22 protein-coding genes are annotated in these 22,698 nt (G+C 34.5%); 19 read left to right on the top strand and 3 right to left on the bottom strand.

Features of this window, described 5'->3' with window-relative positions:
* Positions 1-240 precede the first annotated feature (240 nt).
* Positions 241-2,076, top strand: coding sequence for a 30S ribosomal protein S1 (gene rpsA, locus UH1x_RS02785; RefSeq protein WP_036155742.1), 1,836 nt, complete (start codon positions 241-243; stop codon positions 2,074-2,076).
* 452 nt (positions 2,077-2,528) lie between these two features.
* Here rpsA and bamG read toward each other — a convergent pair whose 3' ends face one another.
* Positions 2,529-3,779, bottom strand: a complete 1,251-nt coding sequence (gene bamG / locus UH1x_RS02780) for a BamG family beta-barrel-assembly machinery protein (RefSeq protein WP_482624923.1) — start codon at positions 3,777-3,779, stop codon at positions 2,529-2,531.
* Positions 3,769-5,109: a DUF4270 family protein gene (locus UH1x_RS02775; protein ID WP_482624921.1), complete on the bottom strand. Its 1,341-nt coding sequence runs from the start codon at positions 5,107-5,109 to the stop codon at positions 3,769-3,771. The genes bamG and UH1x_RS02775 overlap by 11 nt, the downstream gene beginning before the upstream one ends.
* 240 nt (positions 5,110-5,349) lie before the next feature.
* Between UH1x_RS02775 and UH1x_RS02770 the strand changes: the two genes are divergently transcribed.
* The 12 genes from UH1x_RS02770 to UH1x_RS02715 all read left to right on the top strand — a co-directional run bounded on the left by UH1x_RS02770 (position 5,350) and on the right by UH1x_RS02715 (position 15,581).
* Positions 5,350-6,342, top strand: coding sequence for a Kelch repeat-containing protein (locus UH1x_RS02770; RefSeq protein WP_482624919.1), 993 nt, complete (start codon positions 5,350-5,352; stop codon positions 6,340-6,342).
* Positions 6,343-6,416: 74 nt separating this feature from the next.
* Positions 6,417-6,758, top strand: a complete 342-nt coding sequence (locus tag UH1x_RS02765; protein WP_482624917.1) for a DUF4907 domain-containing protein — start codon at positions 6,417-6,419, stop codon at positions 6,756-6,758.
* 7 nt (positions 6,759-6,765) lie between these two features.
* Positions 6,766-7,800 carry a sensor histidine kinase gene (locus UH1x_RS02760; protein ID WP_482624916.1) on the top strand — a complete coding sequence of 345 codons (1,035 nt, stop codon included), beginning with the start codon at positions 6,766-6,768 and terminating at the stop codon, positions 7,798-7,800.
* A complete protein-coding gene (locus UH1x_RS02755; RefSeq protein WP_036155732.1) occupies positions 7,797-8,525 on the top strand; it encodes a LytR/AlgR family response regulator transcription factor in 729 nt (242 codons plus the stop codon). Before UH1x_RS02760 ends, UH1x_RS02755 begins: the two co-directional genes overlap by 4 nt.
* Before the next feature lie 113 nt (positions 8,526-8,638).
* Positions 8,639-9,178, top strand: coding sequence for a bifunctional pyr operon transcriptional regulator/uracil phosphoribosyltransferase PyrR (gene pyrR, locus UH1x_RS02750; RefSeq protein ID WP_482624914.1), 540 nt, complete (start codon positions 8,639-8,641; stop codon positions 9,176-9,178).
* A 4-nt stretch (positions 9,179-9,182) separates the two neighbouring features.
* The gene (locus UH1x_RS02745) at positions 9,183-10,109 is read left to right on the top strand and encodes an aspartate carbamoyltransferase catalytic subunit (RefSeq protein ID WP_036155728.1); all 927 of its coding nucleotides are present in this window, start codon (positions 9,183-9,185) and stop codon (positions 10,107-10,109) included.
* 1 nt (position 10,110) lies between these two features.
* A complete protein-coding gene (locus UH1x_RS02740; RefSeq protein WP_482624912.1) occupies positions 10,111-10,443 on the top strand; it encodes a ribonuclease Z in 333 nt (110 codons plus the stop codon).
* A 42-nt stretch (positions 10,444-10,485) separates the two neighbouring features.
* Entirely contained in the window at positions 10,486-11,391 is a 906-nt protein-coding gene (locus UH1x_RS02735) for a ribonuclease Z (protein ID WP_482626481.1), read from the top strand.
* A 78-nt stretch (positions 11,392-11,469) separates the two neighbouring features.
* Positions 11,470-12,117, top strand: a complete 648-nt coding sequence (gene pdxH, locus UH1x_RS02730) for a pyridoxamine 5'-phosphate oxidase (protein WP_482624911.1) — start codon at positions 11,470-11,472, stop codon at positions 12,115-12,117.
* A gap of 9 nt (positions 12,118-12,126) precedes the next feature.
* On the top strand, positions 12,127-12,615 hold the full coding sequence (locus tag UH1x_RS02725; protein ID WP_482624910.1) for a SixA phosphatase family protein: 489 nt from the start codon (positions 12,127-12,129) through the stop codon (positions 12,613-12,615).
* Positions 12,612-14,678: a polyphosphate kinase 1 gene (gene ppk1 / locus UH1x_RS02720; RefSeq protein WP_482624908.1), complete on the top strand. Its 2,067-nt coding sequence runs from the start codon at positions 12,612-12,614 to the stop codon at positions 14,676-14,678. The genes UH1x_RS02725 and ppk1 overlap by 4 nt, the downstream gene beginning before the upstream one ends.
* 12 nt (positions 14,679-14,690) lie before the next feature.
* Entirely contained in the window at positions 14,691-15,581 is an 891-nt protein-coding gene (locus tag UH1x_RS02715; RefSeq protein ID WP_036155718.1) for a Ppx/GppA phosphatase family protein, read from the top strand.
* Between the two features lie 8 nt (positions 15,582-15,589).
* Here UH1x_RS02715 and UH1x_RS02710 read toward each other — a convergent pair whose 3' ends face one another.
* Positions 15,590-16,171, bottom strand: a complete 582-nt coding sequence (locus UH1x_RS02710) for a MiaE family protein (RefSeq protein ID WP_036155715.1) — start codon at positions 16,169-16,171, stop codon at positions 15,590-15,592.
* A gap of 121 nt (positions 16,172-16,292) precedes the next feature.
* Between UH1x_RS02710 and UH1x_RS02705 the strand changes: the two genes are divergently transcribed.
* Genes UH1x_RS02705 through UH1x_RS02680 form a run of 6 tightly spaced genes read left to right on the top strand, consistent with a single transcriptional unit; the run spans position 16,293 to position 22,697 of the window.
* On the top strand, positions 16,293-17,144 hold the full coding sequence (locus UH1x_RS02705) for an EboA domain-containing protein (RefSeq protein WP_482624906.1): 852 nt from the start codon (positions 16,293-16,295) through the stop codon (positions 17,142-17,144).
* Between the two features lies 1 nt (position 17,145).
* On the top strand, positions 17,146-18,054 hold the full coding sequence (locus tag UH1x_RS02700) for a TatD family hydrolase (protein ID WP_084684702.1): 909 nt from the start codon (positions 17,146-17,148) through the stop codon (positions 18,052-18,054).
* 1 nt (position 18,055) lies between these two features.
* Positions 18,056-18,955, top strand: coding sequence for a UbiA-like protein EboC (gene eboC / locus UH1x_RS02695; protein ID WP_482624904.1), 900 nt, complete (start codon positions 18,056-18,058; stop codon positions 18,953-18,955).
* 7 nt (positions 18,956-18,962) lie between these two features.
* Positions 18,963-20,123 carry a 3-dehydroquinate synthase gene (locus UH1x_RS02690; RefSeq protein ID WP_482624902.1) on the top strand — a complete coding sequence of 387 codons (1,161 nt, stop codon included), beginning with the start codon at positions 18,963-18,965 and terminating at the stop codon, positions 20,121-20,123.
* 5 nt (positions 20,124-20,128) lie between these two features.
* Entirely contained in the window at positions 20,129-21,322 is a 1,194-nt protein-coding gene (eboE, locus tag UH1x_RS02685) for a metabolite traffic protein EboE (protein WP_482624900.1), read from the top strand.
* Position 21,323: 1 nt separating this feature from the next.
* The gene (locus UH1x_RS02680) at positions 21,324-22,697 is read left to right on the top strand and encodes an alkaline phosphatase family protein (RefSeq protein ID WP_482624898.1); all 1,374 of its coding nucleotides are present in this window, start codon (positions 21,324-21,326) and stop codon (positions 22,695-22,697) included.
* Position 22,698: the final 1 nt, after the last annotated feature.

Below are 22,698 nucleotides of genomic sequence, written 5' to 3'. Positions count from 1 at the left end.
ATAATACTTCTAAGATAAGCATATTTAAGATGTATAACTCTAAAATCATGCCATAATCCATAAATGAACGTGTAATAAGTAGTTCTGTTGTCTAATTTAAATAAAATGATTATTTTTGCACACCTTTTTTGCAAGGAAGTCAAGAGAAAAAGGGATTAGATAAGCAAATAAATATAACTACTTTCATAGTTGTTGCCTAAGTCTTGATAAGGTTATGGAATACAAATTATTAATCAGCAAATGGCTGAAGAAAAAACAAACGCAGAGGTAGAAGCTACTACCGAAGCAACACAACAAGCTGTTGAAACTCCACAGCAAGATCCAAAAGAATTCTTAGAAAACTTTAACTGGGAAAAATACGAGCAAGGTATTGAGCGTGTTGATGATTCTAAATTAAAGGAATTTGAAGAATTAGTTGCCGAAAACTTCGTAGATACTGCCGATGAGGAAGTAGTAGAAGGTAAGGTTGTTTATATTACTGATAGAGAAGCTATCATTGATATTAACGCAAAATCTGAAGGTGTAATTTCGTTAAACGAATTTCGTTACAACCCAGGTTTAAAAGTTGGTGATAAAGTAGAGGTATTGATCGATATTCGTGAGGATAAAAGTGGTCAATTAGTATTATCTCACAGAAAGGCGAGAACTATTATGGCTTGGGATCGTGTTAACGCGGCTCATGACAAAGAAGAAATCGTTAGTGGTTTTGTTAAGTGCAGAACTAAAGGTGGTATGATCGTTGACGTATTTGGTATTGAAGCTTTCTTACCAGGTTCTCAAATAGATGTTAAGCCTATTCGTGATTACGATCAGTATGTAAACAAAACAATGGAATTCAAGGTTGTGAAAATCAATCACGAATTTAAGAACGTTGTTGTTTCTCATAAAGCGCTTATTGAAGCTGATATTGAAGAACAGAAGAAAGAAATCATTAGCCAATTAGAAAAAGGACAAGTATTAGAAGGTGTTGTTAAAAACATTACTTCTTACGGTGTGTTTATTGATCTTGGTGGCGTTGATGGTTTAGTTCACATTACTGACCTTTCTTGGAGCAGAATCAACCACCCGAACGAGGTTGTTGAGCTTGATCAGAAATTAAATGTTGTAATTCTTGATTTTGATGAAAACAAATCTAGAATTCAATTAGGTCTTAAGCAATTAGAGAAGCACCCTTGGGAAGCTTTATCTGATGAAATTAAGATTGGTGATAAAGTAAAAGGAAAAGTAGTTGTTATAGCTGATTACGGCGCATTCATTGAAGTTGTTGAAGGTGTTGAAGGTCTTATCCACGTTTCTGAAATGTCTTGGTCTACGCACTTGCGTTCAGCTCAAGATTTCGTAAAAGTTGGTGATGAGGTTGAAGCAGTTGTATTGACATTGGATCGTGAAGATCGTAAAATGTCTCTTGGTATCAAGCAATTGACCCCAGACCCTTGGACTGATATTACTACTAAATACCCTGTAGGCTCTAAGCATAAAGGTATTGTAAGAAACTTTACAAACTTTGGTGTTTTCGTTGAACTAGAAGAAGGTATTGACGGTTTAATTTACATCTCTGATCTTTCTTGGACTAAGAAAATCAAGCATCCATCTGAGTTTACTAACGTAGGTGATACTTTAGAAGTTGAAGTATTGGAATTAGATGTTGATGGTCGTAAATTAAGCTTAGGTCATAAGCAGACTACAGAAAACCCATGGGATAAATATGAAACTGAATTCGCTTTGGGTACAGTTCATACAGCAACCATTTCTGATGTAGTTGATAAAGGTGCAACAATTGAATTTAACGAAGATATTACTGCATTCATTCCTCAACGTCATTTAGAGAAAGAAGATGGTAAGAAACTAGGTAAAGGCGATGAAGCTGAATTCAAGATTATTGAGTTCAATAAAGACTTCAAACGTGTAGTAGCTAGTCATACTGCTATATTCCGTGAAGAAGAGCAACGTAATGTAAAAGCAGCTGTCAAAAGACAAGCAGCTAGCGCAGATGAAGCTAAGCCTACTTTAGGTGATGCTAACGATGCACTACAAGCGTTGAAAGACAAAATGGAAGCTGATTCTAAGAAGAAGTAATTTCATTAGTATATATCCTTGAAAAAGGATAATAAGTAAAAGCCTGGATTTATATCCGGGCTTTTTGTTTTTCAAAATTATGGAGTTTGATAGCGCTATTGTACCTATTAAAACAATTTATATTGCCCAATAAGATGAAAATAAGAAGCTTGGAACAATAAGTTAGTTGCAATTTATAATTAGGAAATAACTAATGTATCTAGGCTCCTACAAGTAGATGTAAACAAAATTCTAAAAGCCTCCAAAGTTATGGATGGTTGGGTTTGATATGTGCCAAACTTAACTAATGTGCGCTTAACAAGCTTAAATACAAAAGCCCAGATTATTCATCTGGGCTTTTTTTAATATCCACAATTTCAGTTCCTATTAGGGTTCTAAAAAAATGAATTACTAATGGAGGTCTTAATTAACTTCAATTTTTATTTTAATCACTATTAGTTACGGTACTTAAATTAATACACTTTTTTCTTTACAAACCAGATGTCTTCTAAGCTCAAGTTTAAGGTTACTAAATGAAATTTCTCTTTCACCAATACATTTTGTAAAAGTCCTTTAGAGCCATAACTATACGAAAGATTGATCATGGAGTGTGTACCTCTACTTGTTGGTATACCTATACCTGCGGTAAAGTTGTAACCTTCCACTTTATTATCGCCTATTGCCAAGTAACCATTATCATAATTGTACCCTAATCTATAGGCAAGTCTTTGACCATATTTGTAGCTGGTAGGGTCTTGTATAAATTCTAATCCGAAGGCATAAATATCTTGGTCTACATAACTGCCAATGTTTTCAGATTGATTGGTGTCTGTCCAAAAGTTTTTCTTATAATCTGCACTAAATGTCAGTTCTTCAATAGGTTTTATGCTAAGACCAAAACCCATTTCAAGAGGTAGTTTAAAATCAGAAACATTATCAGAACTTTCATCTTCAACAGAAATATCTATTCCAGATATAGATTTGTCTACAGACCTTTTTAGATTACCGTTTAAGCTTGTAGGTAATTGAACGGTGCTACCAATGGTTATCTTGTCATTAATATCATATTGAAGACCAAACCCTAGTCTTGCTCCGCTGTAATTTGTTTTCTCAATAGATTCAAAGGTAGATGAGTTGTAGATGAAAGATTCGGTCTCTTCTATATTTCCAAATAGAAATGAAGCACTTAGGCCTAATCTTAATTTTGGGATGATTGCATAACCAACATTAAGTTTAATATCGTTAAGGCCTCCCAATCCAGTAACGTTACTTTTAAAAGAATCTGTTGATCCCTCAATATTGCTACTTACGCCAAGTATTGAATATCCAACATCGCTATAAGGAACCATGGTAATACCAGCACCTAAATTTTCCATTATTCTAAATCCGAAAGCTAGGTTGGAAAAGTTTACATTTGATTTCTCTTCCGCTGAAGAAGTATTACTGTAGCTATTAAACTCACCCGTAACTCCAATATCGTACAAGAAAGAGTTTTGAGGTATTAAGGCATAATTTGCCGGATTTAGATTGTTTAGCTCATAAGGAGATTTTATACCTATACCGCTGTAACCTAAGCTATTGAATTTGCCAATACTGGTTTGGTTGATTACTCCTAATCCGTAAAGCGAATATGGTGAGCTGGTTAAAGCTTCAGACTGTGCCGAAGACTGGTAAAAAGCTAACAGTGCTGCTATGGTAAAAAATATTATTTGGTTAATCTTCATCGTATATACCGTATGTTAATTCTAAAATTGTTTCGTTTTCTCCATTTCCATTCCCACTCATAATAAATCGATCAACAGAAGAATTATAGTCTACAGGAAGTAGAATTAATGCATCGTCTAAATCTCTATCTCTCAATTGTAGCTCCTCTAAATAATAGCTTAATGATATCTCATAGTAGATGTCATTAAATTCTTGATTATCCCTATTAAGAATAGCGTAAGAGGTAGAAGACAAGGTTTCTGTTAATTCATTGTTTTGGTCAACCACATAGACGGCAAGAGTGTCCCTTAGTTTTAGATTGTCATTGTAAGATTGTGCTACGGGTTTAATTTTAAGAGTACCATCTAAAATAGTGCCGCTGCCAGGTATATCATACAGGCTAAGTATACTTGGAAATTGTACCCGCATGGCAATACCTACGCCAGACTGTATATAGCTTTTGTTGTCAGAATCCGAGCTGGCTAAATTTACCTTACTATCTGTAAGCGTTTGTAAAGGTGTTATTGGGTCTTCTGCCGTAATTCTATTAAAGAAGGGGATAGGAGTCGTTGCAGCATTTATTTGCACATCTAAATAATCTTGCTCAGACTCATATTCGGTATCTGTACTGTAATACAGTCTTAAGTATGTGTTTTCTGAAGATTTGGAAAAACCGATGATAGAACCGTTGTCCGTTTCGTCAGGTATAATGCCTATACCTTTAAAATAATCTCGGTACTCGTCAGAATTTACAATGTTCTTTTCTTGAAGTTGAGAGAATACATCTGTTCCAAAATCATCTACAAGCTTTATGGTAATAGAATCACCTGCCAACGGTCTAGGAGTGTATTCATAAAACCCAAGATCAGCTTCGTCATAGCTTATACTACTTGTATTATAGAAGTAATCATCACTTTCTGGATTAAGGTTTTCGGTTATTTTTTTAATGTGTAAGGTGTTTTTCTGTAGTGTGTCATTGTAATAATAATTGTCATAGCCCAAGACCATAACTAAACTGTCAAATACCGCTTCTGAATCTATGGTATAGGTTTCTGGTAAAAATTGCATGTAACTAGAGGCGGTTACGGTTCCAAAAACATCATCGATATATTTTCCTGTTAGTATTCTGGTAGATTCTGAAGTAACAAGGCTGTCAAACTTCATAGTAGACGTATTAACCGTTAAAGTGTCTATTAGAATAAGGCGAATGTTACTGTCAGTGAAAGTTTCACCGGCAACAAACTCTGAATCATTATAAATATCGTCGCTGCAAGAATGAACAGCAATAGTGAGGAAACCGCCTACTATAATGATGTAGAGCGCACGTACTTTGTTTAATAACACCTTCATTTAGAAATTAATTTTTCTCAAAACTAAATACCAAGCGTGGTTGTAAAAACCTGAATAGACGAATCGTAAATGTTAAGGGATGAACTCTATTATTTGAACTATTAATGAAATGTTTGTGTTGGTAGATAAAAACTAGGGTTTGGTATGTTAAAAACCAATCTTAATCTATTGTGTTTTTTTGAACACTAGGGTCTCTAGTAGATTTGATCTTGAAAAGAAAGAACCTTAAAACAAAAAGTAATGAATAAAAGAAAATCGTATGTGTACAAAATTACTGGTATGGCGTTATTGGCCATGGTAATTACAAGTTGTTCAAGTGATGATGACGGTGACGATTTAGGAAACTGGGTAGATAAATCTGTATTTGATGGTAGCCCAAGAAGTAGCGTATCTGGCTTTACAATTGACAATGTTGGTTACATGGGCGTAGGATATGATGGTGACGATTACTTAGCTTCATTTTGGGCATATGATATTGAAGGTGATTACTGGTCTCAAAAAGCGGATTTTCCCGGTGTTGCTAGAAACGCAGCAGTAGGTTTTGAAATTGACGGTACAGGTTACATTGGATCTGGTTATGACGGTGTTGACGAATTAACTGATTTCTATAGTTATGATACCGCAAATAATACATGGACGGAAATTGCTTCTTTACCAACTGCAAGAAGAAGTGCTGTTGGTTTTGGTGTCAATGGTTTTGGTTATGTGGGTACGGGTTATGATGGAGAAAACGATAGAAAAGACTTCTATAAATATAACCCAGCGAGTGATACTTGGTCAGAATTAGTGGGTTTTGGAGGAAATAAAAGAAGATCAGCTACGACATTTACTATAGACGGGTTGGTGTACTTAGGTACAGGAATTTCTAACGGAGTTTATCTAGATGATTTTTGGGTGTTTGATCCTGCTACTGAAAGTTGGACCTCAAAACTGGATCTTGATGAAGAAGATGATTACGCTATACAAAGAAGTAATGCCGTTGGGTTTACTTTAGATGGTTACGGCTATATAGCAACTGGTGAATTAGGTGGCGCAACCAATACGGTTTGGGAATATGATCCGGTATCTGATGAATGGGGGCAAAAAACTTCTTTTGAGGGAGCAACAAGACAAGATGCGATAGCATTTTCTAATGGTAGTCGTGTATTTATTGGTATGGGTAGAACTGGTACTTTATACCTAGATGATTTAGATGAATTCTTTCCTCAAGATGAGTACGAAGAGGAAGATTAATTTTTCATAGTGAGTGCAATTGTTAATTTTTTGGGTCAATCTGTGTGGATTGACCCATTTTTAAACATTTATTTATGAGTTCTACTATAAAATACTCGATAGTTATTGTGCTATTTTTGGCACTTGGGCTTGGCTATTCTATTTATAATCAAATTACAACAGATAATAATCAACAATTTCATGGTCAGGTAGTAAGTCTAAATGATGGCTTTGGCTATCAGATAATGAGCGGAGAAAAGATTGTGATTTTACAAGAATATATACCTGGTTTTCCGGGCAAGCAAAAATTTGTGTCTGAGGAAGATGCCCAAAAAACAGTAAATCTGGTATTGTCAAAATTAGAGGATGGTAAATCACCTGTTTTATTGCCGTCAGATTTGGTGGAATTGAATATTTCTACTGCGGTAGTTCAGTAATTTCTTTATGGAATCAATCATTAAAAATAGGGTTCAAATAGTTGTCCATATTAGTTTATGGATATTGTTATACGGACTCACATTTTATCCTATTTTAAATGATGCAAGACCCATTCCATCAGACGTATTCCCAAAACTTATTGTAATTATCATTCTTTTTTACTTCAACTACTTCTATTTGGTGCCGGAGTTTTTGTTGAAAAAAAGTGTGTTGTCTTATTTGATGATTTCGTTGGGTCTATTAATTGTCTCTGCTTTGCTGTTGAATCATTTTTATGAGCCCAGATTTCCCGAGAATTTTTTTATGGATAGGGAACGACCAAGGGGTTTTATGATTATGCCTTATTATAGATCTTTCGTTAGCCTTGGTATACCATTTGTAATCAGTGCCATCTTAAGAATGTATGTAGAATGGAAGCGTAATGAGAATTTACGTTTGTCGGTTGAAAAAGAGAGTATTAAGTCAGAGTTACAGTTTTTAAAGGCACAATTGAATCCACATTTTTTATTCAATTCACTTAATACAATTTATGCGCTTTCCGTAAAAAAGTCACCAGATACATCAGAAGCAATTGTAGACCTGTCTGAGTTGATGCGGTATATGATTTATGAGGCAGATAAAGATTTGGTTCCTTTAAATAAAGAGCTAGACTATATTAAAAGTTATATACAGTTACAACGCTTAAGATTATCTGATAGTGAAAATGTATCCTTAAAAATTACTGGAGAAGATAGGGGTAGGGCAGTACCTCCCTTACTATTTATTTCGTTTATAGAAAATGCTTTTAAATACGGTACAGACTATAAAGGTAAGACTTATGTAAAAATTGCCTTGATCATTACGGATACATCTGTTTATTTAAATGTTAAGAATAAAATAGGAGTGTTTAAAGAGCCTACCAAAAATTCTGGTATAGGCTTGGAGAATATTAGAAATCAATTAGAATTGATTTATCCAGGGTTGCATAATCTTGAAGTTGATAATGACGGTAAAGATTATGAAGTATCATTAACTATTTACCAAAAACAATCAAGCCTATGAAATGTATAATTATAGATGATGAGCCATTAGCAATTGAAATACTTTCAAGCTACTGTGAAAAACTAGATTTTATAGAATTGGTAAATACCTATACCAATCCGTTAGATGCTATAACAGAAATTAAGGAGAAGAAAATAGATTTAATTTTCTGTGATATAGAAATGCCACAAATCAATGGAATTGATTTTATGGGCACATTAGACAATAAGCCCTTGTTTATTTTTACAACTGCATATTCTCAGTATGCCGTTGATGGTTTTGAATTGAATGCGGTAGATTATTTGGTAAAGCCAATACCATATCATCGTTTTATAAAGTCGGTATCAAGAGTACAAGATTTAATTTCTAAAAAACAAAAAACTATTATGGAGGCAAATGTTTTTTCATCGACAGGCGATAATTCAGTAGAAAAGAAGTTCATTTTTGTAAAGGCGGAATATGAGAGTATAAAAATTGATTTAGATCAAATTGAGTACGTACAGGGTTTAAAAGATTATTTAAAAATTCATATTGCCAATACTAATAAGACCATTCTTACCTTAATGAGTTTTAAAGAAATCATGAGTAAGTTGCCTTCTAATCAGTTTCTTAGAGTGCATAAATCTTATCTTGTTAATGTAAATTATATTAAAACCGTTCAGCGTAATAGAATTGTTATAAACGATATGCGCATACCCATTGGTGAAAGCCATAAAGAAGCTTTCTTTTCCATTTTGGGCTTATAGAATATGGTTTCAGCTCATTAAATTTAATTTTTCGAATTTACTTCATAATTTAAGCAACCAAAGTTTAGATAGAATTATCTATTTTTGTTTAGCTAAAAGCACGGGTGCCTATTATGAGTCAAAAAGTTTTACTCTCTTCCAAAGAAATAAATATCATCCTGCATCGATTGGCTTGTCAGCTTCTTGAGAATCATTTAAATTTTGAAAATACTGTATTAATAGGTATTCAGCCTAGAGGTAAATTTCTTGCTGAACGTTTAAATAAGATTCTTAAAGAGGAATATAAGGTAAAGCACATAGACTTAGGTTTTTTGGATATCACTTTTTATAGAGATGACTTTAGAAGAGGAGAGAAAACTTTAGAGGCAACAAAAACCAAAATCGATTTCTTGATTGAAGATAAGAATGTAGTCTTAATTGATGATGTTTTATATACGGGTAGAAGTATAAATGCAGCATTGAATGCGTTGCAATCTTTTGGTAGGCCCAAAGATGTAGAATTATTGTGTTTAATAGACCGTAGATTTAGCAGGCATTTGCCCATACAGCCTAATTACAGAGGTCGTCAGGTAGATGCGATTAATGATGAGAAAGTAAAGGTGATGTGGGAAGAAAATGACGGGGAAGATATTATATATTTAGTAAATAGATAAGAAAATGAGCGAACTGAGTGTTAAACACTTACTGGGAATTAAATACCTAAAGGAAACCGATATTCAGCTTATTTTTGAAACTGCCGATCATTTTAAGGAAGTGATCAACCGATCGATAAAAAAGGTTCCTTCGCTTAGAGATATTACTATCGCCAACATATTTTTTGAGAATAGTACCAGAACAAAATTGTCTTTTGAGCTTGCAGAAAAACGATTGTCTGCAGATGTTCTTAATTTCTCTGCCAGTCAGTCTTCTGTAAAAAAAGGAGAAACTTTAATAGATACCGTAAATAACATTTTATCTATGAAAGTAGATATGGTGGTTATGCGGCATCCAAACCCTGGTGCGGGTATATTTTTATCCAAGCATGTAAATGCATCTATTGTTAATGCTGGAGATGGTGCGCATGAGCATCCTACACAGGCATTACTGGATTCTTATTCTATACGAGAAAGACTTGGTGATGTTGCTGGTAAAAATGTAGTTATTGTAGGTGATATTCTTCACTCAAGGGTGGCGCTCTCAAATATATTTGCTCTCAAATTACAAGGAGCAAATGTTAAGGTATGTGGACCTAAAACTTTGTTGCCTAAACATATAGAATCTTTAGGTGTAGGTGTAGAAACCAATTTAAGAAAAGCTTTGGAGTGGTGCGATGTAGCTAATATGTTACGTATACAGAACGAAAGATTAGATATATCCTATTTTCCGACAACAAGGGAATACACCCAACAATTCGGAGTCAATAAAAAATTACTTGATAGTTTGGATAAAGAAATTGTAATCATGCACCCGGGTCCTATAAACAGAGGTGTAGAAATTACAAGTGACGTTGCAGATTCAAAACAATCAATAATTCTGAATCAGGTTGAAAACGGAGTAGCCATACGTATGGCAGTGATTTATTTGTTAGCATCTAAAATTAAATGATATGATTTTTACTAAAGAAGGATCGTTGATAATCGTCTCTCAGGAAGAAATTTCTATTGAGCGTTTTTTGGAAAATTTGGATAAGGAATATGCCAAATTAAAGAATGATAATTTGGTGTTAGATTTATTGAGTTTTTCTGAGCTTACGCCATATAATGTTATTTCATTTTTAGAAATAGCTAGAAAACATAAAGAGAATGAACAGTCTTTTGTGTTGGTTTCTGATAAGGTGTCTTATGATGATGTACCAGAAGAAATCAATTTAGTGCCTACACTTCAAGAAGCTAGGGACATTGTTGAAATGGAAGAAATAGAACGTGATTTGGGTATTTAAAACAATCCTGAATTGCAAATAGAAATACTTAAGTACTTTTTTATGCATCTTACTGTATTGGGTTGTTATGCGGCAACACCAAGAACACTTACTAACCCAACATCTCAAGTGCTAGAAATCAACAACCATATTGTGTTAATTGATTGTGGTGAGGGTACTCAAGTAGAGCTGAGAAGGCATAAAATAAAGTTCTCTAGAATCAATCATATTTTCATTTCTCATTTGCACGGAGACCACTTTTTTGGGTTGCCCGGTTTTATTTCTACAATGAGATTGTTGGGAAGGGAGAAAGAGTTGCATGTTTATGGTCCTAAAGGAATAAAAGAGGCGATAACTTTACTGTTAAAGTTGGGAGATTCTTGGACCAACTACCCTCTGTTGTTTCATGAACTATCAAGTAAAGAATCTGAACTTATTTTTGAGGATAGTAAAATTAGTGTTACTACAATACCGCTAGATCATAGAATTTATACAAATGGTTACTTGTTTCAGGAAAAAATTGGAAAGCGAAAACTGAATATTGAAGCTGCTGAGGAATATGGTATTGATAAGGCATATTATCAAAACATAAAAAATGGTAAGGATATTACTTTAGATAATGGAGAAGTGATAGCCAATAGTACATTAACTTTTGATCCGCCAAAGCCAAAATCATACGCTTTTTGTAGTGATACTGTTTATGATGAAAGCTTAGCTGAGAAGATTAAAGATGTTGATGTTTTGTATCATGAATCTACCTTCTTAGAGTCAGAGGCAGAATTGGCAACAAAAACTAAGCACGCTACAGCTATGCAGGCGGCAAAAGTAGCAAGAGACGCTAATGTAAGAACCTTAATATTAGGTCATTATTCTACTCGATATAAATCTATAGCCCTATTTAAAGAAGAAGCTACAACAATTTTCCCTAATGTACTTCTTGCCGATGATGGTAAGACTTTTGATTTTTAACCCATTAAATACATTTTTATAACGTTTATTTTCCTTTCTTTTTAGAACTTTGTTTATCTTGTTTTTAACACGAAAATGATGCAAAAAGATTTAGGCGATTACAGGAAATCTTACGAGAAAAGTGCGTTGATTGAAGACCGTATATCTGACAATCCAATTCAACTTTTTCAAACATGGTTCTATGAGGTTGAAAAATCTGATGGAGTAGATGAACCAAATGCCATGACGGTATCTACAGTTGGTTTAGATGGTTTTCCTAAAAGTAGGGTAGTACTTCTAAAAAAATATACTCACGAAGGTTTTATCTTTTATACGAACTACAATAGTGAGAAAGGTCGTGCCATTAGCGAAAACCCAAATATCTGTATTTCTTTTTTCTGGGCAAATTTAGAACGCCAAGTAATCATAAAAGGAATTGCGGAAAAACTGCCTAAAAATCTATCTGATGGTTATTTTGATTCAAGACCAGACGGAAGCAAGTTAGGAGCGATAGTTTCTAATCAAAGTACGGTAATAGACTCAAGAGCTGTTTTAGAGGATCAACTTACCAAATTGGAGAAGGAATATGAAGGTAAGGAAATTGAAAGACCAGACCATTGGGGCGGCTATTTAGTAAGACCGGTTTCTATGGAGTTTTGGCAAGGAAGACCAAATAGATTGCACGATCGTATTAGGTACACCCTTACAAATGAATATGATTGGAAAATTGAGCGATTAGCTCCTTAAATAAGTAAGATGAAAAATCTATTTTTAATGCGCCATGGTAAATCTTCTTGGGAGCTAAATGTTGGCGATGAAGACAGGGCATTATTGCAAAGAGGAATTTCTGACGCCCGTTTGGTAGGCGAAGAAATTTCCAAACTAAATTTAAAAATAGATCATGTATATACCAGTCCGGCAAACAGGGCGTTTCATACCTGTATGATTTGTTTGCGAATTCTGAATTATCCGTTAGAGAATTGTAGTGTAGATGCTCATCTGTATGATTTTTCAGGGAATCAAGTATTCCAGTTTATTAAAGATTTAGATGATAATTTAGATAATGTCCTTCTTTTTGGACACAACCATACCTTTACCCATTTAGCAAATTCTATGGGAGATAAGCATATTGATAATGTGCCAACTAGCGGATTTGTTCATTTGCAATTCAATGAAAATACCTGGGCTAATGTTAATAAAGGCTCAACAATACAAACCATTTTTCCGAAGCAACTAAAAGCATGATAAAAAATAACAACCAGTACGTAAATAGAGAAATAAGTTGGTTATGGTTCAACGAGCGTGTATTACAAGAAAGCGCGGATAAGAATGTTCCATTAATTGAAAGACTTCGTTTTTTAGGTATTTTCTCAAATAACTTAGATGAGTTTTTCAAAGTTCGTTACGCAACTGTAAAGCGAATAGTTGAAGCCGGTAAAACAGGTAAAAGTGTTTTAGGAGGTGAAAAAGCAAAAGACCTTTTAGAGGAGATTACAAATATTGTAATTGAGCAACAAACCAAGAGTTTGACTATTCTAAGAAGAATTGAGCATGAGCTTGAGGGTAAGAATATTTTTATCATCAAGGAAACGGAATTAAACGAAAATCAAAAAGAATTCGTAAAAGCTTATTTCTTAAAAGAAGTAAGTCCGCAGTTAATGACTATCATCTTAAACGATCTTACGCGTTTTCCTACTTTAAAAGATACGGCAGCGTATTTAGCTGTAAAAATGGTTATTAAAAGTGAGGAAAGTAAGAAAGAGAAACGCTATGCATTAATTGAAATACCTAAGGGGATAGACCGTTTTGTGGTGTTGCCAGATGAAGGAGATAAAAGTTATATCATTATACTAGATGATTTAATTAGATATTGTTTGGGGAATATTTTCACCATGTTTGAGTACGAATCTATTTCTGCTCATATGATTAAAATAACCAGAGATGCAGAGCTAGATATAGATAATGACTTAAGTAAAAGTTTTATAGAGAAAATATCGTCAAGTGTAGAGCATAGAAAAATCAGTGATCCCGTTCGTTTTGTCTATGATAAAAGTATAGGTAGGGATACTTTGACTTTTCTTAAAGAGAAGATGAATATAGAAGATACGGATAGTGTTATACCAGGTGGTAGATATCACAACCGTAGAGATTATATGGGTTTTCCTAGTTTAGGTAGAAAAGATTTACTGTACGATAAGATAACACCCTTACCGGTAAAAGGTCTTAGTGTTGAAGGTAGTATTTTGGAAAGCATAGCCAAAAAAGACTATTTACAGTATACTCCTTATCACACTTTTAACTATGTACTGAAGTTTTTGCGTGAAGCTGCATTAGATCCTAAAGTGCGTACTATTAAGATTACGGTATATAGATTGGCAAGTAATTCTCAAATTGCGGCCTCTCTAATAAACGCGGTTAAAAATGGAAAACAGGTAACGGTACAGATTGAGCTTCAAGCTCGTTTTGATGAACAGGCGAATATTGAATATGCTGAGCATCTCCAAGCAGAAGGGGTGAAACTTATTTTCGGAGTGCCAGGTTTAAAAGTACATAGTAAAATATGTTTGATTGAAAGAGAAGAAGGAAATTCTTTAAAACGCTACGGATTTGTAAGTACAGGTAACTTTAATGAATCAACGGCAAGAATTTATACTGATTTTACACTATTTACGGCAGATGATTCTATATTAAAAGAGTTGAATAAGGTCTTTGATTTCTTTGAGACTACTTATAAAATCAATAAATACAAACACCTTATTGTTTCTCCGCATTATACTAAAAATGCATTCATGAAATTGATTGATAATGAGATAGCAAATGCCAAGCAAGGTAAGGTAGCTTTTATCAAGATTAAAATGAACAGTTTTACCTCTTACAAGATGGTAGACAAGCTATATGAAGCAAGTAGGGCAGGGGTAAAGATCCAGTTGATCATAAGAGGTATATGTTGCTTAATACCAGGGGTTGAAGGTATGAGTGAAAACATAGAAGCGATAAGTGTTATAGATAAATTTTTAGAGCATACCCGCTTCTTTGCATTCGCTAATGGGGGTGATACAAAAATGTATATTTCCTCTGCAGATTGGATGACTAGAAATCTTGATTATAGAGTTGAAGTAGGTTGCCCTATTTACGATGAGGATATCAAACAAGAATTGATGGATACTTTTGATATCTGCTGGAAAGATAATACGAAAGCGCGTGTATTTAATGCGGCACAAGATAATGCATATAGAAAGACAACATTACCTAGAATAAGGTCTCAATTTGCTACGTATGAGTATTATGCGAATAAACAAGAATCTTAAAAAAGAGGTCTATTGAAGGTAAGAAAATTTGCAGCGATAGATATAGGCTCTAATGCCATTAGGTTGCTTACACACAATGTTATTGAGGATAAGGGTAAAAAGACTCAGTTTAGAAAAAGTGCTTTAGTAAGGGTACCTGTACGTTTAGGTGAAGATTCGTTTACAGTAGGTGAAATATCTGAAGTTAATGAAGCTAGACTCATTAAGACCATGAAGGCTTTTAAGCTTTTGATGGAAGTTGCTGGTGTTGAAAAGTATAGAGCCTGTGCGACATCTGCCATGAGAGAGGCTAATAATGGGAATGAAATAATAGAGAAGGTTGTTCAAGAATCTGGAGTTAAAATAGATTTAATAGATGGTAAGCAAGAAGCTGCCATTATTGCCTCAACAGATTTAAAGAATTTAATAAAAGATGATCAATGTTATTTATATATAGACGTTGGTGGAGGTAGCACGGAGTTTACCTTATTTTCAAATGGCAATATCAAAGTCTCAAAATCTTTTAAGTTAGGTACGGTAAGACTTTTGAACGATATGGTGAAACCAGAAACTTGGAAAAAATTAGAAGAATGGATAAAGGTGAATTTAAAGGACAAGCCTAAGTTATCCATCATAGGCTCTGGGGGTAATATCAATAAGTTGCATAAGTTATCAGGTAGAAAAGAAGGCGAACCATTATCTTATATATGGCTGAATGCCCAATACCATTTTTTAGATAGCTTAAGTTATGATGATAGAATATCAGAACTAGGCTTAAACCCCGATAGGGCAGACGTTATCATTCCGGCAACTAAAATATTTCTTTCAGCGGCAAAATGGAGTGGAGCAAAGAAAATTCATGTACCTAAAATAGGACTATCGGATGGTATAATTAAAGATTTATACAATTCTGAGAACAACTAAGTTAAGATTTAACCGTGAATAGATTCCTTAGTTCCTAGGTCTTTCATGATTTGGGCTTCATATTCTAAAAGGCTGTCCCATTTTTTGTTCACTTCTTCTAGTTCACCATATTTACGGGCAAATTTTAAGAACATGGTATAGTGTCCAGCTTCACTAATCATTAATTTATGATAGAAATCGGCTAATTTTTTATCTTCCAATTCTTCGGAAAGCAATCTAAAACGCTCACAACTACGGGCTTCAATTAGTCCGGCATAAAGCAATCTATGAACCAGTTGGGTAGTTCTACTTCCTCCCTTTGGAAAAAATTTAATGAGTTCAATTACATAATCATCCTTACGGTCTCTACCTAAAGTATTGCCACGTTGTAAAATAAGATCGTGTACCATTTTAAAATGACCCATTTCCTCCCTGGATAAAGCTACCATCTCTGTAACTAGCTCAGTGTATTCAGGAAAAGAGACTATTAAAGAGATTGCCGTACTAGCCGCTTTTTGCTCGCAGTACGCATGATCGGTCAATATTTCGTCAATATTTTTTTCGACAATATTAACCCATCTAGGGTCGGTAGGTAGTTTTAAGCCTAGCATAATTTACTTTTTTCCAAAATTAGAAAGATTTTGAAGACCTCACCAATTTTAATCAAAAACCTAGACGACTTACTGCTGAATAATAATTATTTTTGAAGTAAGATCAATCCTATTTTTAAAAATGCACAATCAAGAAGATATTCAGAATATATTAATAAAATATGGAAATGCAGAAAGTGTTGCTTGGTTAAAGGGTAAAATTGAAAAATTGGCAGATGATAAGTCTTCAAAAGACTTGTTTATGACTTACAGCCTTTTGAATGTAAAGTTTGAAGGGGTGAAACCAATTTCATTTAAAAGTCAAGATACTGAAAGTGCCCGTTATTTTAGCGCGCATAGCGCAAATATTCTTCAGGTTGCGCGTATTTATTTATTGTCAGAAGTTTTAAGGCATGATGAGGAATATTATACACCCAAAGTAGCGAATATTATACAGGTGGCTGATACAAGTGAGTTAGAAACATTTCTCAAGTACTTGATTTTATTACCAAATCCTGAGGCCTACAAACAAACAGCGGTAGAAGCTTTAAGAACAAATATTGCTACTATTTTTGATGCCATATCATTGAACAATCCTTACCCTGCAAGGTTTTTCAATGACCAGCAGTGGAACCAAATGTTTTTGAAAGCGGCATTTATGGAGCGTGACCTTTCTCAAATAGAAGCTGTTGACGAAAGGGCAAATCAAGATTTAACAAGAATAATATCTGATTATGCACATGAAAGATGGGCTGCGGGTAGAAAAATAGACCCATTATTTTGGAGGCCAGTTTCAAAGTTTTTGAATGAAGAACTTTTGAATGATATGAAGAAGCTTCTTAATAGTGATGATGTAATAGAAAATAATGCCGGAGCACTTTGTTGTTATCTATCAGAGAATGATAAAGCAATGGCACTTTTGAATAGTAGACCAGAGCTAAAACATAAAATAGCGGACGGGCAGATAACTTGGAATACGATTAAACAACATTAGAATGGAAGATAAAATGATGATTATTGACCCACATGTTCACATGACGTCAAGAACAACAGATGATTATGAAGCAATGGCGGCTGCGGGTGTTGTGGCGGTAATAGAACCTTCATTTTGGCTTGGTCAACCAAGAACTCAAGTAGGTTCTTTTCAAGATTACTTTAGTAGTCTGGTAGGTTGGGAGCCTTTTAGGGCTAGCCAATTCGGTATTAAACATTACTGTACTATTGGTTTAAATTCAAAGGAAGCCAACAATGAAGCCTTGGCAGAGCAGGTAATTGAATTATTGCCTTTATACCTTCATAAAGAGAATGTAGTAGCTATTGGTGAAATAGGTTACGATGATCAAACCCCTGCAGAAGATAAGTTCTTTAGAATGCAACTAGATATGGCTAAAGAATTGGATATGACTGTACAAGTACATACACCGCACCGAGATAAAAAAGCAGGAACCATAAAAAGTATGGAAGTATGTTTGGAGCATGGTTTAGATCCTGCCAATGTAATTATTGACCATAATAATGAAGAAACGGTAAAAGAAGTTCTTGACCGCGGATTTATTGCTGCATTTACTATTTATCCAAAAACTAAAATGGGTAATGAACGTATGGTAGAAGTAGTTAGAAAATTTGGTAGTTCTAACATTATCGTAGATAGCTCTGCAGATTGGGGTGTTAGTGACCCTCTAGCAGTGCCAAAGACAGCTAATTTAATGCTGAAAAGAGGTATTTCTATGGAAGATGTAAGAAAGACCTGTTACCAAAACGCTTTAGATGCGTTTAGTAAAAACGGTAAAATGAAAGAAGCACATTGGTTACAGCCAGATAGCATTAACCAATCACAACTATTTAATGATAATAGTGTTTTAAGAGGTCAGAAACCAAGAATAGACGAAGACCAAATTACCTAAAATGAAAGATAAATTATTGGGTTTTGCTCGTTTAGCGAGACCTGCAAATTTGCCAACTGCAGCAGCGGATATATTGGCAGGTATTGCCATTGCATTATATTTAAGTAACATAGATGTACTTGGTTTTCTAACCAAGCAAAGTGGAGATGTACTTTTATTGGTCTTTTCTTCGGTAGCATTGTACGCTGGCGGAGTGGTTTTTAACGATGTTTTCGATGCAGCGTTAGATGCTGTTGAAAGACCGGAAAGGGCTATACCTAGCGGACTGGTACCAAAACGTGAAGCTATTTATTTCGGTACTATACTAATGTTAATCGGGATTACTTTGGCATTTAAGTGTACTGTGTTATCCGGACTCATTTCAGTTGCATTAACCATTGCAATTTTAACCTATGACGGGTATTTTAAGCAATTTGGATTTGCCGGGCCTTTGAATATGGGTATTTGTCGGGGATTGAACCTTTTAATGGGAATGTCAATTTTAGGAACTCTTACAAATTGGTATATAATATTGGTACCAGTAGTTTATATTTTTGCCATTACATTAATAAGTAGAGGAGAAGTACATGGTAACAATAAAAAGCATATTGTTTGGGCTGGTATTTTGTATGCAATAGTTATACTATCTATTACGTTAATTGTAATGCAACAGAAAGACAGTATCGTGGTCTTATTGCCGTTCTTATTTTTATTCGGGTATTTGATTTATAAGCCATTATTACAAGCATACAAGGAGAATTCCCCTAAGAATATTAAGAAAGCGGTTATGGGAGGTGTTTTATCGTTAGTCGTAATGAATGCTTGCTGGGTAGCCGGTTTTTCTAATTGGTATCTGGCGTTAGCAGTATTATTGTTATTACCGATTTCAATGCTATTGTCTAAATTATTTGCAGTAACATAAAATTCGTATGCAATTAAAACCTATAAAACAGTCTTTTCAAGTACAATATAATTATCAATTGTATTTTACTTCGGGACTCTTTGATTTAGAAAATCTTTTGTTCGCAAACTTAATTGCAGACTATAAAGATTTTGAGCCTGTTAAGCTTCTTTTTGTATTGGATGACGGAGTTGAAAAGCATCATCCTGCATTAATAAATCAGATTGAAAAATATTGCGAAAAACATCAGCAAACTATAAAGTACAGTAATACGCTAGTTTTACCGGGTGGCGAACAGGTAAAGAACAGTGATGATGCCATTAAATCCGTTTTAAAAGGAGTCAACAAAAATAAAATTTGTCGTCATTCATTCGTTGTAGTTATCGGTGGTGGTGCGGTGATAGATATGGTTGGCTATGCTACAGCTATTGCACATAGGGGAGTAAAGTTGATCAGAATACCTACTACGGTTTTATCTCAGAACGATTCTGCCGTTGGTGTAAAGAACAGTGTAAATGCATTTAAGAAGAAGAATTTCTTAGGAACATTTGCTCCGCCATTTGCCATTATTAACGATAGCAATTTTTTGGAAACTCTAGAACAACGAGATTGGATTTCCGGTATATCCGAAGCTATAAAAGTAGCATTAATTAAGGATAAGACCTTCTTCAAATATATAGCAGATAATGCTACGGCTTTGAAAAATAGGGAAATGGAACCTATGCAATATGTCATTTATAAATGTGCAGAAATGCACATGCACCATATTGCCCAAGGTGGTGACCCGTTTGAATCGGGATCATCAAGACCTTTGGATTTTGGACATTGGGCTGCTCACAAGATGGAATTCATGACCAATTATGAATTGAGACATGGAGAAGCTGTAGCAAAGGGCATCGCATTAGACGTCACCTACGCACAACTTATTGGCTTAATTTCTGAAGAAGATTTACAATACGTATTAGATGTAATGATTGCTATAGGTTTTGATCTATCGCTTCCTGTTGAAAGTGAAGAAGAAATTCAGTCTTTATTAGATGGTATAGAAGAGTTTAGAGAGCATTTGGGTGGTCAGTTAACAATTACTCTAATTTCTGACTTAGGAATCAAGCATGATGTTCATACCATTGATATGATGCTAATGGCACAGGCGATTACAAAATTGAATCATCAATTCGCATTAAATTAAGTTCAATGCAGCTACTAGATAACTTTCATTTAACCTATTGTACTAACATTCACCCTGGGCAAGATTGGAAAAGTACTTTTGAGAGTATTAAAAGCCATGTACCGGGTATAAAGCAAGAAGTTTCAAAAGAACAACCTTTTGGTTTGGGACTGCGATTATCTAATAAAGCAAGTGAGGAACTTGATTTAGGTGATAATATGACTCATTTTAAAAGTTGGTTACACGACAATAATCTTTATGTATTTACCATGAATGGATTTCCTTATGGTAATTTTCACGATGAACGTGTAAAAGATATGGTGCATGCTCCAGATTGGACTACTAATGACCGTTTAAAGTATACAAAGAGATTGTTTCGTCAATTATCGGAATTGATACCAGAAGGAATGAATGGCGGAATTTCAACTTCTCCAATCACTTACAAATATTGGCATAAAACAGAAAGCGAAACACAAAATGCATTTGAAGTTGGTGCTAAAAATATGCTCAAAGTTGCTAAGCAATTATTTGAAATTGAACAAACTACAGAAACATATTTACATCTAGATATTGAACCAGAACCGGACGGATTACTAGAAAATAGCGATGAGGTATTACTGTTTTATTCTGATTATCTAGTGCCTTTAGGGATTGCATATTTTAAGCAGGAATTAGGATTAAATTCCGATGAAGCAGAAGCATTAATTAAAAAGTACATCACGGTTTGTTATGACGTTTGTCATTTCTCACTAGCTTATGAAGAGCCAACGGATACCTTTGCAAAGCTCAAGGCAAACAATATTGGGGTAGGAAAAATTCAAGTAAGTGCCGCATTGAAAATTCTTTTTAATGGAACCAATGATGAACGTATTTGGGAAGAATTATCCCAATTTAATGAACCTACCTATTTACATCAGGTAACCGAAAAGCTTAATGGCAAAGTAAAAACGTATAGTGATTTGCCTTTAGTTTTAGAAGGGGAGAGAAATCATAAAGAACTACGTGCGCATTATCACGTTCCTATTTTCTTGGAAAAATACGGCAAGTTGTTTTCAACACAGGACCATATTTTAAAAACTATGGATTATCTAAAAATTGATCCTATATCTGAACATCTAGAAATAGAAACCTATACTTGGGATGTTCTTCCGTCAGATTTAAAACAAGATTTATCAGTATCCATAATTCGCGAAATAGAGTGGTTTAAATCACACATGTAATATGAAGAAAACGGTAGTCATAAATGTAGTAGGATTAACGAAACGATTGATAGGTGAACACACTCCGTTTATAAAATCATTTTTAGAAAAAGGTCAGTCATCATATATAGAACCTGTACTGCCAGGTGTTACCTGTGCTGTACAATCTACCTATGTTACCGGTAAATGGCCGTCAGAACATGGTATTGTTGGTAATGGTTGGTATTTTAAAGATGAGTGCGAAGTAAAATTTTGGCGACAATCTAACAAATTGGTGGAGCAGTCAAAAATTTGGGATGATATTAAAGAGCAACATCCTAATTTTACTTGTGCCAATCATTTTTGGTGGTACAATATGTATAGCAATGTTGACTATAGTCTAACGCCAAGACCAAATTATTTGGCAGACGGCAGAAAAATTCCAGATGTGTATTCTCATCCCGCGCAGTTGCGTGACGATATGCAAAAAGCATTAGGTACTTTTCCATTGTTTGAGTTTTGGGGACCTAAAACAACTGTAAATTCATCAAAGTGGATTGCAGATGCTGCTTTATTGACGGATAAAGAGCATAATCCAGATCTAACCTTTATTTATCTACCGCATTTAGATTATAATTTACAGCGATATGGACTTGATTTTAATATCATATCCAAAGATTTAAATGAAATAGATGCTGTAGTAAAACAATTAGTGCAACATTATGAAGCACTTGATGCCAGAGTGATACTGCTTTCTGAATACGGAATTACAAATGTAAACAGACCCATTCATCTTAATCGCGTATTACGTAAAGAAGGTTTGATAGCTGTGCGTGAAGAAAGAGGATTAGAGCTCTTAGATGCAGGGGCAAGTGATGTATTTGCCGTTGCAGACCATCAAATTGCACATGTGTATTGCAAGAATACCCAAGACATTGAACGGGTTGTTACATTGATTGAAGCTGTCGAAGGTGTAGAGAAAGTACTTTACGGAGAAGATTTAAAAACTTATCATATAGATCATGAACGCTGTGGCGATATAGTGGTGGTGGCTGATAAAGATTCTTGGTTTACGTATTACTTCTGGCTGGATGATGCAAAAGCACCGGATTATGCAAGAATGGTAGATATTCATAAAAAACCAGGCTACGATCCGGTTGAAATGATGACAGACCCAAAAGATAAATTGGTAATGGCCAAAGTAGTTGGCAAGCTGCTAAAAAAGAAGATGGGTTTTAGAACCGTCATGAATATCATCCCTATTGATGCAACTCTAATTAAAGGATCACACGGTCGTTTAACTGAAGAAGAAGAAGATTTTCCTATCTTCATTAGTAACCATTTAACTGGTGATAACGATCAGATAATTAGTGCAGTACAAGTGCGTGATCTTATTGAAGATCACTTATTAAACTAAA

It is taken from the genome of Maribacter sp. UH1, from assembly GCF_056839145.1.
This window is presented reverse-complemented; position numbering and strand designations above follow the sequence as displayed.